The sequence below is a fragment of the Aurantimonas sp. 22II-16-19i genome (assembly GCF_002088275.1).
Classification (GTDB): Bacteria; Pseudomonadota; Alphaproteobacteria; order Rhizobiales; family Rhizobiaceae; genus Jiella.
Genome location: NZ_AQQS01000028.1, coordinates 60,163 through 76,060 on the forward strand (window position 1 = coordinate 60,163; position 15,898 = coordinate 76,060).

General features: G+C 68.2%; 13 protein-coding genes. All 13 read left to right on the forward strand.

Features of this window, described 5'->3' with window-relative positions:
- Positions 1-2 precede the first annotated feature (2 nt).
- On the forward strand, positions 3-281 hold the full coding sequence (locus tag ATO4_RS19450; RefSeq protein WP_083593205.1) for a BrnT family toxin: 279 nt from the start codon (positions 3-5) through the stop codon (positions 279-281).
- A complete protein-coding gene (locus tag ATO4_RS19455; protein WP_083593206.1) occupies positions 265-579 on the forward strand; it encodes a BrnA antitoxin family protein in 315 nt (104 codons plus the stop codon). The genes ATO4_RS19450 and ATO4_RS19455 overlap by 17 nt, the downstream gene beginning before the upstream one ends.
- 194 nt (positions 580-773) lie before the next feature.
- Positions 774-2,027, forward strand: a complete 1,254-nt coding sequence (locus ATO4_RS19460) for a sarcosine oxidase subunit beta family protein (RefSeq protein ID WP_083593207.1) — start codon at positions 774-776, stop codon at positions 2,025-2,027.
- Between the two features lie 269 nt (positions 2,028-2,296).
- Positions 2,297-2,605: a sarcosine oxidase subunit delta gene (locus ATO4_RS19465; RefSeq protein WP_083593208.1), complete on the forward strand. Its 309-nt coding sequence runs from the start codon at positions 2,297-2,299 to the stop codon at positions 2,603-2,605.
- A gap of 11 nt (positions 2,606-2,616) precedes the next feature.
- Positions 2,617-5,601, forward strand: a complete 2,985-nt coding sequence (locus ATO4_RS19470; RefSeq protein ID WP_083593209.1) for a sarcosine oxidase subunit alpha family protein — start codon at positions 2,617-2,619, stop codon at positions 5,599-5,601.
- Positions 5,594-6,166 carry a sarcosine oxidase subunit gamma family protein gene (locus ATO4_RS19475; RefSeq protein WP_083593210.1) on the forward strand — a complete coding sequence of 191 codons (573 nt, stop codon included), beginning with the start codon at positions 5,594-5,596 and terminating at the stop codon, positions 6,164-6,166. Before ATO4_RS19470 ends, ATO4_RS19475 begins: the two co-directional genes overlap by 8 nt.
- A gap of 103 nt (positions 6,167-6,269) precedes the next feature.
- On the forward strand, positions 6,270-7,532 hold the full coding sequence (locus ATO4_RS19480) for an aromatic ring-hydroxylating dioxygenase subunit alpha (RefSeq protein ID WP_083593224.1): 1,263 nt from the start codon (positions 6,270-6,272) through the stop codon (positions 7,530-7,532).
- Positions 7,533-7,546: 14 nt separating this feature from the next.
- Positions 7,547-8,662, forward strand: coding sequence for a hybrid-cluster NAD(P)-dependent oxidoreductase (locus ATO4_RS19485; protein WP_083593211.1), 1,116 nt, complete (start codon positions 7,547-7,549; stop codon positions 8,660-8,662).
- 10 nt (positions 8,663-8,672) lie between these two features.
- A complete protein-coding gene (locus ATO4_RS27315) occupies positions 8,673-9,485 on the forward strand; it encodes a hypothetical protein (RefSeq protein WP_139802561.1) in 813 nt (270 codons plus the stop codon).
- On the forward strand, positions 9,482-11,536 hold the full coding sequence (locus ATO4_RS19490) for an NADH:flavin oxidoreductase (RefSeq protein WP_083593212.1): 2,055 nt from the start codon (positions 9,482-9,484) through the stop codon (positions 11,534-11,536). The genes ATO4_RS27315 and ATO4_RS19490 overlap by 4 nt, the downstream gene beginning before the upstream one ends.
- A gap of 307 nt (positions 11,537-11,843) precedes the next feature.
- Positions 11,844-13,793, forward strand: coding sequence for a DUF3483 domain-containing protein (locus tag ATO4_RS19495; RefSeq protein ID WP_083593213.1), 1,950 nt, complete (start codon positions 11,844-11,846; stop codon positions 13,791-13,793).
- Complete coding sequence (locus ATO4_RS19500; protein ID WP_083593214.1) at positions 13,790-15,055, forward strand: FAD-binding protein; 1,266 nt, start codon at positions 13,790-13,792, stop codon at positions 15,053-15,055. Before ATO4_RS19495 ends, ATO4_RS19500 begins: the two co-directional genes overlap by 4 nt.
- Complete coding sequence (locus tag ATO4_RS19505) at positions 15,052-15,798, forward strand: hypothetical protein (RefSeq protein ID WP_083593215.1); 747 nt, start codon at positions 15,052-15,054, stop codon at positions 15,796-15,798. The genes ATO4_RS19500 and ATO4_RS19505 overlap by 4 nt, the downstream gene beginning before the upstream one ends.
- Positions 15,799-15,898 lie beyond the last annotated feature (100 nt).

Genomic DNA, 15,898 nt, shown 5'->3' on the forward strand with positions numbered 1-15,898 from the left:
GAATGGCGCAAGAGTTCGAATGGGATGAGGACAAGTCGGCCGCGAACCTTGCGGAGCGCGGTATCGACTTCGCCTTCGCCCGGCGGATCTTTGCCGATCCGGATCGCCTCACGGTGCCGGATACCCGCCACGACTACGGCGAGGACCGGTTCCTGACAGTCGGACATGTCGAAGGACGCATGTTCGTGGCGGTCTGGACGAAGCGTGGCGACAGAATCCGCATCATCTCGGTTCGCAAGGCCAATGAGCGCGAAAGAGGACGCTATGGGAAAGACGATTAGAACGACCCTCGACCTCGGCGATCCGCCGCCTCTCACGGAAGCGGAGCGGGACACGTTGCGACGCGTCGACGCGATGCCGGAGGAGGCCATCGACTACAGCGAAATCCCCGAACTGGACGCGGCCTTCTGGGCCAGGGCCGAGCAGGCACGGCCCGACCGCACGGAGCAGGTGACGCTGCGCATCAAGAAGTCGGTGCTGGACGCCTTCAAGGCGGGCGGGCGGGGCTACCAGACCCGCATCAACGCGGTCCTGGAATCCTATGTCCGCGCGATACAGAGTCCCGACCGGGAGCGATGAGCAAGCCTCGACGGCACTTCGCCATTCACACAACCCGCTGAGATCGCCGGCTGTTTTCGCGTTTCTGCCTCATATGGATGCAGCCGGGAAAAATGTTCATCGATGTCGCTTTTGAAGCGTTCCACTTCGCTTTTGAGTTAGTCAAAAAACCGTCACTCTGCGCATTGTCGGCGCAGTTTAGCGGGGTTCGAAATATGCGCCGTTTCTCTCTGAAAAGCCTTCTTCAGGAAGCCGTCTCCGGCCATCAGGGCTGGGAGCGACAGTGGCGCGCGCCCGAGCCGAAGAAGGAATACGACGTCGTCATCGTCGGCGGCGGCGGCCATGGGCTCGCGACGGCCTACTACCTCGCCTCCGTCCATGGCGTGACCAATGTCGCGGTGCTCGAACGGGGCTGGATCGGCGGCGGCAATACCGGCCGCAACACGACGATCGTGCGCTCGAACTACCTCTTCGATGAATCCGCCGGGCTCTACGAGCACGCGATGAAGCTCTGGGAGGGGCTGTCGCAGGAGCTGAACTACAACGTCATGTTCTCCCAGCGCGGCGTCCTCATGCTCGCGCACAACCATCACGACGTCATCTCCTTCAAGCGCCACGTCTATGCCAACCGGCTGAACGGCATCGACAACGAGTGGCTCACGCCGGAAGAGTGCAAGGCCTACTGCCCGCCGCTGACGATCTCGCCGGACATCCGCTATCCGGTTCTCGGCGGCGCGCTGCAGCGGCGCGGCGGCACGGCGCGGCACGACGCGGTCGCCTGGGGCTATGCCCGCGGCGCGGATGCGCGGGGCGTCGACATCATCCAGAACTGCGAGGTCCTCGGCCTGAAGCGCAATCCGGACGGCTCGGTTGCCGGCGTCGAGACCAGCCGCGGCACCATCGGGGCGAAGCGCGTCGGCGTCGTGGCGGCGGGGCACACCGGCGTCGTCATGGGCCGATTTGGCCTGCGGATGCCGGTCGAGAGCGTGCCCTTGCAGGCGCTGGTGTCGGAGCCGGTGAAGCCGGTGTTCCCCTGCGTCGTCATGTCGAACGCCGTCCATGCCTACATCTCCCAGTCGGACAAGGGCGAGTTGGTGATCGGCGCGGGTACGGACCAGTATGTGTCCTATTCGCAGCAGGGCGGCATCCAGATCATCAACCACACGCTGGATGCGATCTGCGAGCTGTTTCCGCAGTTCGGCCGGATGCGCATGCTGCGCTCCTGGGGCGGCATCGTCGACGTGACGCCAGACCGCTCGCCGATCCTCGGCAAGACGCCGATCCCGGGCCTGTTCGTCAATTGCGGCTGGGGCACCGGCGGCTTCAAGGCGACGCCCGGCTCCGGCCACGTCTTCGCCCATACGCTCGCCACCGGCGAGCCGCACCCGATCAACGCGCCCTTCAGCCTCGACCGGTTCCGCACCGGGCGGCTGATCGACGAGGCGGCGGCCGCGGCCGTCGCGCATTGAGGGGTGGGTGTCGTGATTTCAACGGTGCAGACCCCCCTCTGTCCTGCCGGGCATCTCCCCCACAAGGGGGGAGATCGGACCTCGTTCGGGGTCACCGTTCATTCTTCTGACGGCGACGCATCAAGGCAGGCGCCGACCTCTCCGATGATCGATCTCCCCCCTTGTGGGGGAGATGCCGGCAGGCAGAGGGGGGTGCGCCGACGCCGCCGCCCTCTGATGAACCCGGCCCAACGCCGATCGAGCCCATTTCACTTCGCGAGGGCACCCTCATGCTCCTGATCGACTGCCCCTATTGCGGCCAGCGCCCCGAAGTGGAGTTCCACTGCGGCGGCGAGGCGCATATCGCCCGGCCCGAGACGCCGACCGCGGTGGAGGACGCCGACTGGGGCTCGTTCCTCTACTACCGCACCAACCCCAAGGGCCTCCACGCCGAGCGCTGGCTGCACGGCCATGGCTGCGGGCGCTGGTTCAACGCGCTGCGCGACACGGTGAGCGACGCCTTCGTCGCGACCTACGAGATGGGCAAGCCACGGCCGGACCGTGACGCCGCCGCCGCTTCAACACCCTCGAACGCCTGAACGGGGCCATCATGAGTCAGCCCTTTCGCCGCCCCTCCGGCGGCCGCATCGACCGCAGCCGGCCGCTCGCCGTGACCTTCAACGGCAAGCGGCTGGAGGGCTTTGCCGGCGACACCGTCGCCTCGATGCTGCTCGCCTCGGGCCAGCACCTCGCCGGCCGTTCGTTCAAGTATCACCGGCCGCGCGGCATCCTCTCCCATGGCTCCGACGAGCCGAGCGCGCTCCTCTCGGTCGACTGGCGGGCCGATCGCGGACCGGGCTACCGCGACCCGAACAACCGCGCCTCGGTGGTCGAAGCGCGCGACGGCCTCGTCGTGAGCACCCAGAACCACTGGCCGTCGCTCGAAACCGACATCGGCGCGGTCAACGACCTGTTGTCGCCGGTCTTCGTCGCCGGCTTCTACTACAAGACCTTCATGTGGCCGCGGAAGTTCTGGGACCGGGTCTACGAGCCGGTGATCCGCAAGGCCGCCGGCCTCGGCGAGGCGCCGGACGTGAAGGACGCCGACCGCTATTCCAACCGGCACGCCCATTGCGACGTGCTCGTCGTCGGCGCCGGCCCGGCCGGGCTCGCGGCGGCACTGGCGGCCTCGGCAGACGGCGAAAGCCGCGTCATCCTTGCCGACGAGGGCGCCGAGCCCGGCGGCGCGCTGCTCAACGACGCGACCTCGACGATCGACGGCAGGCCGGCGATGGAGTGGGTTGCCGGGGCCGTGGCGACGCTGGATGCGCGGGAAAACGTCGTCATCCTGCCGCGCACGACGGCCTTCGGCTACTACAACCACAACCATGTCTGCATGGTGGAGCGGGTCTCCGATCACGTCGCCGATGCGCCGGAGGGGCTTGCCCGCGAGCGGCTGTGGCAGGTGCGGGCCGGCGAAGTCGTGCTCGCCACCGGCAGCCACGAGCGCCCGCTGGTGTTCGAGAACAACGACCGGCCGGGCATCATGCTGGCCGAGAGCGTGCGAGCCTATCTCAATCGCTGGGCCGTGCTGCCGGGCAACGAACTGGTCGTCGTCACCTCCTCAGCCTCGGCCTATCGCACGGCCCTCGACGCCAGGGCGGCGGGGATGCGGGTGTCCATCGTCGACATCCGCCTCGAGGCCGATTGCGGGCCGGAGCTTGCGGCGGCGAAAGACGTCGGCATCACGGTGCGGAGCGGCCATACGGTGATCCGGGCGCTCGGCAAGAAGCGGGTGACCGGCCTCGTCGTGGCGCCGATCGGCCACGGTGGGGCGATCGGCGAGAAGGTCACGGTTCCCTGCGACTGCGTGGCGATGTCCGGCGGCTGGACGCCCTCCGTCCACCTCTTCTCGCAGTCCCGCGGCAAGCTCGCCTTCGACGTCGAACTCGACGCCTTCCTGCCCGCGACATCCGCCCAGGCCGAGCGCTCGGCCGGCGCCTGCCGCGGCGTCTATGATCTGGCCGCCGTCATCGCCGACGGAGCAAAGGCCGGCGGCGGGGAGCTTGCCCCGGAAGCCACCGCCTCGTTTACCGGCTTCCAGCCCGTGCGCGTCCTGCCCACGGATGCCGACGCCTCGCGGGTCAAGGCCTTCGTCGACTTCCAGAACGACGTCACCGCCAAGGACATCAAGCTCGCGGTGCGCGAAGGCTTCGAGTCGATCGAGCACGTCAAGCGCTACACGACGACGGGGATGGCGACGGACCAGGGCAAGACGTCGAACATGAATGCGCTCGGCCTCGTCGCCGGCATTCTCGACCGTCCCCTCCCCTCGGTCGGGACGACCACCTTCCGGCCGCCCTATACGCCCGTCTCCTTCGGCGCGCTGATCGGCCCGGCGCGGGACGAACTCTTCGATCCCGTCCGCAAGACGCCGATCGATGGCTGGGCCGAAAAGCACGGCGCGGTGTTCGAGCCGGTCGCCCTGTGGCGCCGGGCGAAGTACTTCCCGAAGCCCGGCGAGGACATGCACGCCGCGCTCGCCCGAGAGACGCGAGCCGTGCGCACCCATGTCGGCATCTTCGACGCCTCGACGCTGGGCAAGATCGAGGTGGTCGGCCCGGATGCGGCGGAGTTCATGAACCGCATCTATACGAATGCCTGGACCAAGCTGAAGACCGGCGGCTGCCGCTACGGGCTGATGCTGCGTGAGGACGGCTTCGTATACGACGACGGCGTCGTTGCCCGTCTGGCGGAGGACCGCTTCCACGTGACGACCACCACCGGCGGGGCGCCGCGGGTGATGCGCCACATGGAGGATTATCTCCAGACCGAATGGCCGGATCTCGACGTATTCCTGACGTCGATCACCGAGCAATGGGCGGTGATCGCCCTGCAGGGCCCGAACGCCCGCAAGGTGCTGGAGCCTTTCGTCTCGGACATCGATCTCACGGAGGCCGCCTTCCCGCACATGACGGTGAAGACCGGCTTCGTCTGCGGCGTTCCCTGCCGCCTGTTCCGCGTCTCCTTCACCGGCGAACTCGGCTTCGAGGTGAACGTGCCCGCCGACTATGGCGAGGCGGTCTGGAAGACGCTGTTCGAGGCGGGCCAGAAGCACGGCATCACGCCCTATGGCACCGAGGCGATGCACGTGCTGCGCGCCGAGGTCGGCTATGTCGTGGTCGGCCAGGAGACCGACGGCACCGTGACGCCGGACGATCTCGGCCTCTCGGGCCTCGTCTCCAAGGTGAAGCCGGACTTCGTCGGCAAGCGCTCGCTCACCCGGCCGGACATGGTGGCGGCCAGCCGCCGCCAGCTCGTCGGGCTCCTGACCCGCGATCCAAGGGAAATCCTCGACGAGGGCGCCCAGGTGGTGGACGATCCGAGCCAGCCGATCCCGATGAAGATGATCGGCCACGTCACCTCCAGCTACGACTCGGCCAATTGCGGCCGCTCGATCGCCATGGCGATGATCGAGGCCGGCCGCGAGAGGATCGGCGAGACGGTCTTCGTGACGACGCCGGCGGGATTCACCGAGGCGGTGATCTCCAAGGCAGTCTTCTACGAGGTGAAGGGGGAAACCGCCGATGCTTGAGCTCAATCTCGCCCGCCGCGCGCCGACGGTGTCGCCGCTCGCCTCCGAGGCCGGCGTCACGGTGACGCCGCTCGGCCCCGAGGGCCGCCTCGCCTTCCGCATCAAGCCGGCGGCACTCGCCGGTCGCAGCGCCATCGACGGCTTCGACCTGTCGGGCGCGATCAACTCGCGCAGTACCGCCGGCGAAGGCGGCCAGCAGCGGGTGGCGCTCCGCCTCGGCCCGGACGAGTGGATGCTGCTCGTCGCCGCCGACGAGGTCGACGAGCGCTGCGAGGTGATTTCGGCGGCACTCGCCGGCGTCCCGCATTCGCTGGTCGACGTCTCCCACCGCGACGTCGCCTTTGCCGTCGAAGGGCCGGGCGCGGACGCGGTGATCAATGCCGGCTGCCCGCTCGACCTCTCGGCGAAGGCCTTCCCGGCGGGGTCTGCCACCCGCACGATCCTCGGCAAGGCCGAGATCGTGCTCCAGCGCCTGTCCGCCGATCGCTTCACCGTGACGACGTGGCGCTCCTTCGCGCCTTACGTCCAGGGCTTCCTGATCGAGGCCGCGCGGGACACCGTCTGACGATGAGAGATGCCGTCCCCGCTGAGGCGGGAATGGCCGAGACTTCCGATCAACAGGGGCGCGGCCGGCGCCCGGTCTCCCGGCCCCGATAGGGTGCAGCATGATGATGAACGACCTCGTCGCCCGCCTGACCCACCGCAAGAAGGGCTACACGCTCGAAGCGCCCTTCTATACGGACAAGGACGTCTTCGACGCCGACATGGAGGTGATCTTCGGCCGGCACTGGCTGTTCGTCGGGGTCGAGCCGGACGTGCCGGAGCCCGGCGACGTGATGGTCGTCGAGATCGGCAAGAACTCCATCGCCATCCTGCGCGACGACGACGGCGTCGTCCGCGCCTTCCACAATGTCTGCCGGCATCGCGGCGCCCGCCTCGTCCACGAGGAGAAGTCGACGGTCGGCAATCTCGTCTGCCGCTATCACTCCTGGGTCTACGACACGACCGGCCAGCTGATCCATGCCGAGCACATGGGGGAGAATTTCGACCGTTCCTGCCACGGGCTGAAGCCGGTCCACATCCGCTCGCTCGAAGGCCTCCTCTTCATCTGCCTCGCCGACAACCCGCCGAAGGACTTCGACGAGCTGGAGCGGGTGATGGCGCCCTATCTTAAGCCCCACAATCTGCGCGAGACCAAGGTTGCCTACCAGCACGACCTGATCGAGCCGGGCAACTGGAAGCTGACGATGGAGAACAACCGGGAGTGCTATCACTGCGGGGCGAACCATCCCGAGCTGACCGTGCCGCTGTTCGCCTACGGCTTCGGCTTCGCGCCGGAAGAGCTGGACGAGACCGAGCGCGAGCACGCCGCGCAATACGCCTCAATGCTCAACGACAACCACCGGGACTGGGAGGCGGCCGGCCTGCCGTCGCGCGAAGTCGACCGGCTGGACGACATGGTCACCGGCTTCCGCACCGAGCGCCTGCCGCTGTCGGGCGCCGGCGAGAGCCACACGATCGACACCAAGCGCGCCTGCAACAAGCTGATGGGCAATCTGTCGAGCGCCAAGCTCGGCGGCCTGCACTTCTGGACCCAGCCGAACTCCTGGCACCATTTCATGGGCGACCACGCGGTGGTCTTCTCGGTGCTGCCGCTCGACGCCGAGCGCTCGCTGCTGCGCACCAAGTGGCTGGTCCACAAGGACGCCGTCGAGGGCGTCGACTACGATCTCGACAATCTCATCGGCGTCTGGATGGCCACCAACCAGCAGGATTCCGACCTCGTCGGCTACTGCCAGAGCGGCGTCTCGATGGAGGGCTACGAGCCCGGCCCCTATTCGCCGCACACCGAGATGCTCGTCGAGAAATTCATCAACTGGTATGTCGGCCGGATGCTGTCGCATCTGGCTGAAACCCGCGCCGTCGCCTGAAGGGGACCGCCGCCATGGATGCTCCCGTCCCGAAGACCCTTGCCGCCGGCCCCGTCCCCACCGGCTACTATCGCTGGGAGCCGGAGGAGGACGACGTCCTGATCTGCCGCGCGGTGCGCGAAGAGACCCACGACGTCAAGACCTTCGTCTTCGCGCCGCGGCACCGGCGGCAGTTCGAATTTACCTCCGGCCAGTTCCTGACCTTCGAATTCGAGATCGGTGGCGAGATCATCCATCGCTGCTACACGATCTCCTCGCCGCCGACCCGGCCGGACACCGTCGCCATCACGGTGAAGCGCGTGCCGGGCGGGCCGGTGTCGAACTGGCTGCACGACGAGTTCCAGCCGGGCATGATGCTGAAGGCGACCATCCCGATGGGCGTCTTCTCCTGGTCGGGCATGCAGGCGACGAAGTATCTGTTCATCTCCGGCGGCTCCGGCATCACGCCGATGATGTCGATGACGCGGGCTTCCTTCGATCTCGCGCTGATCTCCGACATCGCCTTCGTCCATGCCGCCCGCTCGCCGGCCGACATCGTCTTTCGCGACGAGCTCGACTTCATGGCGAGGCGCAACCGCTCGATCCGGCCGACCTTCATCGTCGAGGACGACGCGGCCCGGGAGACCTGGAGCGGCTATCGCGGCCGCATCGACGGGGCGAAGCTCGCGATGATCTGCCCGGATTTCCGCGACCGCACCGTCTTCGTCTGCGGCCCAGCGCCCTTCATGCGGGCGGTGAAGACCACCCTGACGGAAGCCGGCTTCGACATGAGCCGCTACCATCAGGAGAGCTTCAACTTCGACGACTTCACCGAGGCGGCCCAGGACGAGATCACCGAGGCGACGGAGGAAATCGATTCCGGCGTCCGGGTGTTCCAGCTGGAGTTCTCCAAGACCGGCCGCACCATCGAATGCCCGGAGGGGATGACGGTGCTGGAAGCCGCCCGCCGCGCCGGCATGCGCCTGCCTTCGTCCTGCTCCAAGGGGCTCTGCGGGACGTGCAAATCGAAGCTGACCTCGGGCTCGGTGGAGATGAAGCATGGCGGCGGCATCCGGCAGCGCGAGATCGATGCCGGCATGGCGCTGCTTTGTTGTTCGCGGCCGAAGACGGATCTGGTGATCGAGCGGTGAGGGATATGCGGTGTTTTCTGTTACTGAGGCATCGATAGTGGATTTCGGCCCGCAACAATATCCATCCGAAGGACTTGATACTGCCTCGGCGAGGCGTCGAATCCTCATCGAAAAGAAACAGGACAGCAGCCATGTGTCGATTTCGCAGAATCAATATTATCCAGCATTGTTCCTTATTTTTTGCTGGATAGCACCTTGGACCATAGGCGGAATTGTAGTCCTTGTTTGGTTGATGAATTCTGATGGGAGCTTGTTGCTAAATCTAATTTTGATATTCTGGCTGTTGGGGTGGGCAGTCGGACTGATGCAAGCCCTGTTCGCTGCCACATGGATGCTGTCGGGACGAGAGCATATTTCGATAACGAAAGAAGGATTTGAGCACACACTCGTCGTCGGCCCGATCAAGACCAGACGCAATTTTTTCTCGTCGAATATCGAAACGCTCTACGAGAAACCATTTTATCGTACATTAAACCGAGCAAGTTACTGGATGGGTCCGCGACGCCGTTCGTCTGTCATTGAACTCGTCTGCAGAGATCAGTTTTTCGAGTTTGGATACCATCTCGATCATAAGGAAGCTCAGAAAGTAATCGCCGCAATCAATGACGCCCTCGGTATAAGCATACAAGCAAACGCGAAGACTTCTAAAAGAGGCGATTTTTCCGCGAAAACTCTCGTGGCTCACTTGCGTCATTTCTATTCGTTCCGAACGCTGATGATCGAAATAATTCGGCGAAAATCTACAAGTCTTCTGTGGGCACGAATGAAAGCGGCAGACAGTTCCGCGTTGCAGTCATCTACCAACGAGAGCCACCACCCATGATCGCCAACGCCGAAGCTCTCCTGAAACCCCTGACGATCAAGGGCCTCACCATCCGCAACCGGGTGATGTCGACGAGCCACGCGCCGTCCTATGGCAAGGACGGCAAGCCGCAGCAGCGCTATCAGCTCTATCATGAGGAAAAGGCCAAAGGCGGCATCGGGCTGACGATGTTCGGCGGCTCGTCCTCGGTGTCGATCGACAGCCCGGCGGCGCCGTGGAACCAGATCTCCGTCGCCGACGATTCGGTCGTGCCGTTCTTCCGGGAGTTCTCGGAACGGATTCACCGGCACGGCGCCAAGTTGATGATCCAGCTGACCCATATGGGCCGGCGCACCAAGTGGGACACCGAGCACTGGCTGCCGGTGAAATCGGCGTCCGTCACCCGCGAACCGGCGTCGCGGGCGATCTCGAAGGCCCTCGAACAGGAGGAGATCGACCGGATCGTCGCCGACTTCGCCGCCGCCGCGCGGCGCTGCAGGGAGGGCGGGCTCGACGGCTGCGAGATCTCGGCCGCCCATGGGCATCTGGTCGACCAGTTCTGGTCGCCGAACTCCAACCACCGCACCGACAAATATGGCGGCAGCCTCGAAAACCGCATGCGCTTCGGCATCGAGGTTCTGTCGGCGATGCGCGAGGCGGTCGGCGACGACTATGTCATCGGCATGCGCATGTCCGGCGACGAGATGCTGAAGGGCGGGCTCTCCCACGAGGACTGCGTGACGATCGCGGCGGAATACGCCTCGCGCGGCCTCGTCGACTTCCTCAACATCATCGGCGGCCAGGCGCGCGACCACATCGCCCATGCGGTGTCGCTGCCCAACATGTCGTTTCCGGTGGCGCCCTTCCTGCCGCTGCCCTCGGCGATCAAGCGCGAGGTGGACGTGCCGATCTTCCACGCCCAGCGGGTCACCGATCTTGCCACCGGCGCAAGGGCCGTCGCCGAGGGCCATGTCGACATGATCGCCATGACCAGGGCCCACATCGCCGATCCGCATCTCGTCAGGAAGCTCACCGAGGGCCGCGCCGACGACATTCGCCAATGTGTCGGCGCCGGCTACTGCATCGACCGGATCTATGTCGGCGGCGACGCGCTCTGCATCCAGAACGCCGCGACCGGGCGCGAGGCGACGATGCCGCACGTCATCGAGAAGGCCGAGCGGCAGAAGACCGCCGTGGTCGTCGGCGGCGGCGTCGGCGGGCTGGAGGCGGCACGGGTGCTGGCCGAGCGCGGCCACGCCGTGACGCTGTTCGAGAAGTCCGACCGGCTCGGCGGCCAGGTGAACGTTGCCTCCAAGGCGACGTGGCGCGAGGCGCTGTCGGGCATTCCCCGATGGCTGGTCGCCCAAGTGACGAAGCTCGGCGTCGACATCCGTCTCGGCACGGAGGCCGGAGAGGCGGAGATCGCGGCGCTTGCCCCCGACATCGTCATCGTCGCCACCGGCGGCCTGCCGCAGAGGGGCGAGGCGAAGGGCTTCGAACACGCGGTGACCACCTGGGACGTGCTGGAGGGCCGCTCGCAGCCCTCCGGAACCGTGCTCCTCTACGACGAGATCGGCGGCCACAACGCCGCCTCCACCGCCGAGGTGCTGGCCAAGATGGGCTGCCTCGTCGAGCTCGTCACCCACGACCGGATGATCGGCGAGGAAATCGGCCCGACCAACCAGCCGGTCCACCTGCGCGAGCTCTACAAGCTCGGCGTCCTGATGACGCCGAACTCCGAACTGATCGAGATCTACCCCGAAGGCAACCGGCTGATCGCCGCGATCCGCAACACCATGACCGACGCGGAGGAGGAACGGGTGGTGGATTCGGTCGTCGTCGACTACGGCACGCTGCCGGTGGACGGGCTGCACTTCGCGCTGAAGGACCGGGCGAAGAACCGCGGGCTGACCGACGACCACGCGATCGTCGCGGGCGCACCGCAGCCCTGCGAGATCAACGGCGCCGCTGCGGAGCCGGGCTACACCCTCTACCGCATCGGCGACGCGGTCGCCGGCCGCAACATCCACGCCGCGATCTACGACGCGCTGCGCCTGTGCAAGGATCTGTGAGGGTGGGCGGGGAAGGCACGGCCTTGCCACTGCCAACTTGCGAGAGGCATCGCAAGCGAGGGGTTTCTTTCGCCCAGCCGGCAGAGGCCGTGGCGCACGCACCCCACTCTGCCCTGCCGGGCATCTCCCCCACAAGGGGGGAGATCAGCTGCTTCGATGCCGGGCGCAATGTTCCACGGTTGGAGCAGGCCCGCCCATTTAAGAATAGGCCGCCACTTTCGCGCGAGATCGATCTCCCTCCTTGTGGGGGAGATGCCCGGCAGGGCAGAGGGGGGTTCACCGCCGCGACCTGCCCAGGGGTCCTGCCATGACCGCCGCCGCCTTCCTGCCCTGGCTGATCGTCGCCATGGTGGCCCTCGCTGCCGTCCAGATCGGCCGGCGCGTCGTACTCTGGCGCGGCGGCGAACCGGCCAGCGTCGACTGGATCGCCGGGCTGAAGGCGCTGCCCCGGCGCTATCTCGTCGACGTCCACCACGTCGTCGACCGCGACAGGTCGGCCTCGCGGATGCATGTGCCGACCGCCGGCGGCCTCGTCCTCGCCGGCGGCCTTCTCGTCCTCGGCCTGGTTCCGGGTCTCGCCGCCTCGCGCCTCTATTGGGCGCTCGTCGCGCTGGCCTTCCTGGTGATGGCGGCCGGCGTCGTCCTCGAAGCGCGGCGGCGCTATCCGCGGGCGCTGCCGCGGCTGTCGGTCGGGCAGTGGCAGCGGCTGCCCGTTTATCTCGGCGTCTTCGCCGTCGGCGGCTTCCTCACCGCGCTTCTTGCCGCCCTCGGCAATCCGCTGCCGGCGCTGTCGTTTCTCCTGTTCTTTCCGGCGGCGGCAGCAGGGCTTGCCCTCGCCGCCACGACGGCGAGCGGTCCGATGCGACACGCTTTGGCGGGCGCGGCGCATCTCGTCGCCCATCCGCGGCCGCGGCGCTTCGAGCATGAGGCTGCAAAAGTCGAGGCGACGGCCCTCCAACCGCTCGATCTCGGTGCCGAAAAACTCGGCGCCGAGACGCCGGCGGACTTTGCCTGGAACCGGCTCCTCGCCTTCGACGCCTGCGTCCAGTGCGGGCGCTGCGAGGCCGCCTGCCCGGCCTTTGCCGCGGGCCAGCCGCTGAGCCCGAAGCACCTCATCGCCGATCTGGCGGCGGCGAGCGGCGGCGGCCATGCCCGGCCCTACGCCGGCAACCCCTATCCCAACGAACGGACGGTCGGCGGCACGGCCGGAATGCATGCGCCGATCGTCTCGCCGGAAGGGATCGTCCACCCGGATACGCTGTGGTCCTGTACCACCTGCCGGGCCTGCGTCGAGGAATGCCCGATGATGATCGAGCATGTGGATGCGATCGTCGACCTCCGGCGCTTCCAGACGCTGGAGCTCGGCGCCGTGCCGCTGAAGGCCGAGGAGCCGCTGGCGAACTATCGCGGCTGCGACGAGCCGTCCGGGCGGCCGCTGTACGAGCGGACGGATTTCGCCGCCGGCCTGTCGCTGCCCCGCATCGTCGAGAGGGGCGAGGCGGAGGTGCTGCTCTGGCTGGGCCAGGCGGCCTACGACCTGCGCGGCCAGCGGACGCTGAAGGCGCTGATCCAGACACTCAACGCCGCCGGCGTCGACTTCGCCGTGCTCGGCGGCCAGGAGCGCGACTGCGGCGATCTCGCCCGAAGGCTCGGCGACGAGGCGACCTTCCAGCGGCTGGCGCGGGAAAATGTCGAGATCCTGTCGCGCTACCGCTTCGCCCGCATCCTCACCGCCGATCCCCACGCGCTGCACGTCATCCGCAACGAATATCCGGCTTTCGGCGGCGACTACGACGTCGTTCACCACACGGCCTTCCTCGCCGAACTGGTCGAGACCGGAAGGCTCGCTCCGGCCTCGCTCGCCGGGCGGACGATCACCTATCACGACCCCTGCTATCTCGGCCGCTACAATGGCGAGGTCGAAGCGCCGCGCGCGCTGCTCGACGCCCTCGGGCTCGAACGGCGCGAGATGGCACGCTCGGGCAGGCGCTCGATGTGCTGCGGCGGCGGCGGCGGCGCGCCCTCCGCCGACATTCCCGGCGACACCCGCATTCCCGACCTCCGCATGGGCCAGGCGATGGAGACCGGGGCGAAGACGGTGGCCGTCGCCTGCCCGCAATGCACGGCGATGCTGGAAGGCGTCACCGGCGAGCGGCCGGAGGTGAAGGACGTCGCCGAACTGCTCTGGGAAGCGGTCGAGGCCGGCCGCAGGAAGCCCGCCGGCGCCGCGCCGGCGCGGGAGCTTCAACCCGCATGAGCCGTATCAGGAACGATCCGCGTGCCGAGCGCGCGACGAAGATGGTGGCCGAGGCGGGCCGGCGCCCGCGCCTCGATCTCGGCCGGCGCGAGGCGGCCCCGGCCTCCGGCCGGCCGCGCCGCGACCCCTGGCGGGAATGGGCGGCGAGCCTTGCGGGCGAGACCGTCACCGGGCCCGAGCGCAAGCGCTACGACCGCTCGCAGCGGCAGATGAACCGCGCGGACGCGGCCCGTTTCGCCAGGGCACGGCCGAGCCTCGACGCCACCGACGTCAGCCCCGGCCAGCCGGCCCTGCGCGTCGTCGACGAGCCGGCGTTCCTGATCTTTGCCGTCGTCGAGGCGGCGGGCGGGCGGCTGTCGCGCTTCGACCGGCAGGTGCTCGGCGCCGCACGGCTGCTGGCGGATGCGGGGGACGGCGGCGGCGGGGTGGTCGCCCTCGTCGCGTGCTCGGGCGATGACCTGACGAAGGGATGGGGCGAAGGTCTCGGCGAGGCCGGCGCCGACCGGGTTCTCGCCTTGCCGGGCGCGGCGACACCGGCCATCCGGGCCGCGGCTCTTCGGGGCGCCGTCGATGCGCTCTCCCCGCGCCACGTCATCCTTGCCGAGGCCGGCGACAGCGCCGACATCGCCCGGCGCCTCGCGGCCTGTCTCGGCGAGCCGCTGTTTGCCGATGTCGAGCATCTCACCGCCCGGCAGGCGGTGCGCGCGGTGCGCAACGGCCGCGCGGAGATCGGCCTTCTGCCGCCCCGGCTGATGACCATCGGCGAGGACCGGGCGAAACCCCACGAGGCGGTGCCCTGCGAGGCGCGGCCGCTCGACGCCGCCGCGGCGCCCCTCCCCGACGACCCGGCGATCCTGTCGGTCGAGATCATCCCCGGCGATCCGGCAAAGCTCGCTTTGAGCGAGACCGACTTCGTCGTCTCGGCCGGCAACGGCGTCAGCGACTTTGCCGCCTTCCGCGATCTCGCCGCGGCGATGAAGGGCACGCCCGGCGCGAGCCGCGTCGTCTGCGACGCCGGGCTGATGCCGCGGGCGGCGCAGGTCGGCGCGTCGGGCACGGTGCTCGCCGCCGACTGCTATCTCGCCCTCGGCATTTCGGGAGCCCCGCAGCATCTCCAGGGCGTCGCCGGCTGCGAGCACGTCATCGCCGTCAACACCGACCTCCACGCCGCGATGATCGAGCGGGCCGGCCTCGCCATCGTCCAGGACGCGCAGCTGGTCATGCCGGCCCTGCTGAAGCTGTTGCAGGAGCGTGAGGCATGAAGACGATCGTGCTCCTGTCCGACGCGAGGAACCCCGTCTCCGGGCGGCCCCATCTCTCGCGGCTCGAGGCCCAGGCGATCGCCCTTGCGGCCGAACTCGACGAGGCCCCGCGGGGTCTTCATGTCGGGCCGGGCGACGAGGGCGTTGCGGCCGGCCTCGGCCATGGGCTTTGCGGCCTCGACGTCGTCGCAATGCCGGAGGGCGAGGACCCGCTGCCGGCGCTCGCCGCCTTCCTGAAAGATGGTCTGGATGGCGATGCGCCGCCCGCGCTGATCCTTTGCGGCCGGCGCGGCGAAGGCGGGCTCGACACCGGCCTCGTGCCCTATCTGCTGGCCGAGGCGCTGGGCCTGCCGATCCTCGCCGATGCGGTGGCGATCCGGCCCGGCGAGGCGCCGGGAACGCTGGTCGTCGACCAGGCCATGGCGAAGGGCGCCCGGCGCCGGATCACCGTCCGCCTGCCGGTCGTCGTCACGGTGCATCCGCTCAGCCCCCCGCCGCCGCCCTTCGCCTTCGGCCGGATGCGGCGGGGCGAGATCCGGCGCCATGCGGCCGTCGTCTCCGGGGTGCCGGTCGATGTCGACGCGGGGGAACGCCCGCACCGGGCCCGGCCGAAGCTGATGCGCACGGCCGGCACCGCCAGCGGCGGGGCGAACCTCCATGTCGGCCCGGAGCCCGAGGAGGCCGCGCGGCTGATCCTGGCCTATCTGGAGGACAACGGCATCCGGGGATATGGGCGCGGGTAGCGCCCGGTGTTGGCGCGGGTCTCTGCCGGCGAGGTTTGCGGCGGCGGCGCCCCCTCTGTCCTGCCGGACATCTCCCCCTCAAGGGGGGAGATTACGCGCT

What these genes read in the sequence shown, in the direction of transcription:
- ATO4_RS19450 (WP_083593205.1), top strand. Translation starts at nt 3, where the DNA reads ATGGCGCAAGAGTTCGAATGGGATGAGGACAAGTCGGCCGCGAACCTT.
- ATO4_RS19455 (WP_083593206.1), top strand. Translation starts at nt 265, where the DNA reads ATGGGAAAGACGATTAGAACGACCCTCGACCTCGGCGATCCGCCGCCT.
- ATO4_RS19460 (WP_083593207.1), top strand. Translation starts at nt 774, where the DNA reads ATGCGCCGTTTCTCTCTGAAAAGCCTTCTTCAGGAAGCCGTCTCCGGC.
- ATO4_RS19465 (WP_083593208.1), top strand. Translation starts at nt 2,297, where the DNA reads ATGCTCCTGATCGACTGCCCCTATTGCGGCCAGCGCCCCGAAGTGGAG.
- ATO4_RS19470 (WP_083593209.1), top strand. Translation starts at nt 2,617, where the DNA reads ATGAGTCAGCCCTTTCGCCGCCCCTCCGGCGGCCGCATCGACCGCAGC.
- ATO4_RS19475 (WP_083593210.1), top strand. Translation starts at nt 5,594, where the DNA reads ATGCTTGAGCTCAATCTCGCCCGCCGCGCGCCGACGGTGTCGCCGCTC.
- ATO4_RS19480 (WP_083593224.1), top strand. Translation starts at nt 6,270, where the DNA reads ATGATGAACGACCTCGTCGCCCGCCTGACCCACCGCAAGAAGGGCTAC.
- ATO4_RS19485 (WP_083593211.1), top strand. Translation starts at nt 7,547, where the DNA reads ATGGATGCTCCCGTCCCGAAGACCCTTGCCGCCGGCCCCGTCCCCACC.
- ATO4_RS19490 (WP_083593212.1), top strand. Translation starts at nt 9,482, where the DNA reads ATGATCGCCAACGCCGAAGCTCTCCTGAAACCCCTGACGATCAAGGGC.
- ATO4_RS19495 (WP_083593213.1), top strand. Translation starts at nt 11,844, where the DNA reads ATGACCGCCGCCGCCTTCCTGCCCTGGCTGATCGTCGCCATGGTGGCC.
- ATO4_RS19500 (WP_083593214.1), top strand. Translation starts at nt 13,790, where the DNA reads ATGAGCCGTATCAGGAACGATCCGCGTGCCGAGCGCGCGACGAAGATG.
- ATO4_RS19505 (WP_083593215.1), top strand. Translation starts at nt 15,052, where the DNA reads ATGAAGACGATCGTGCTCCTGTCCGACGCGAGGAACCCCGTCTCCGGG.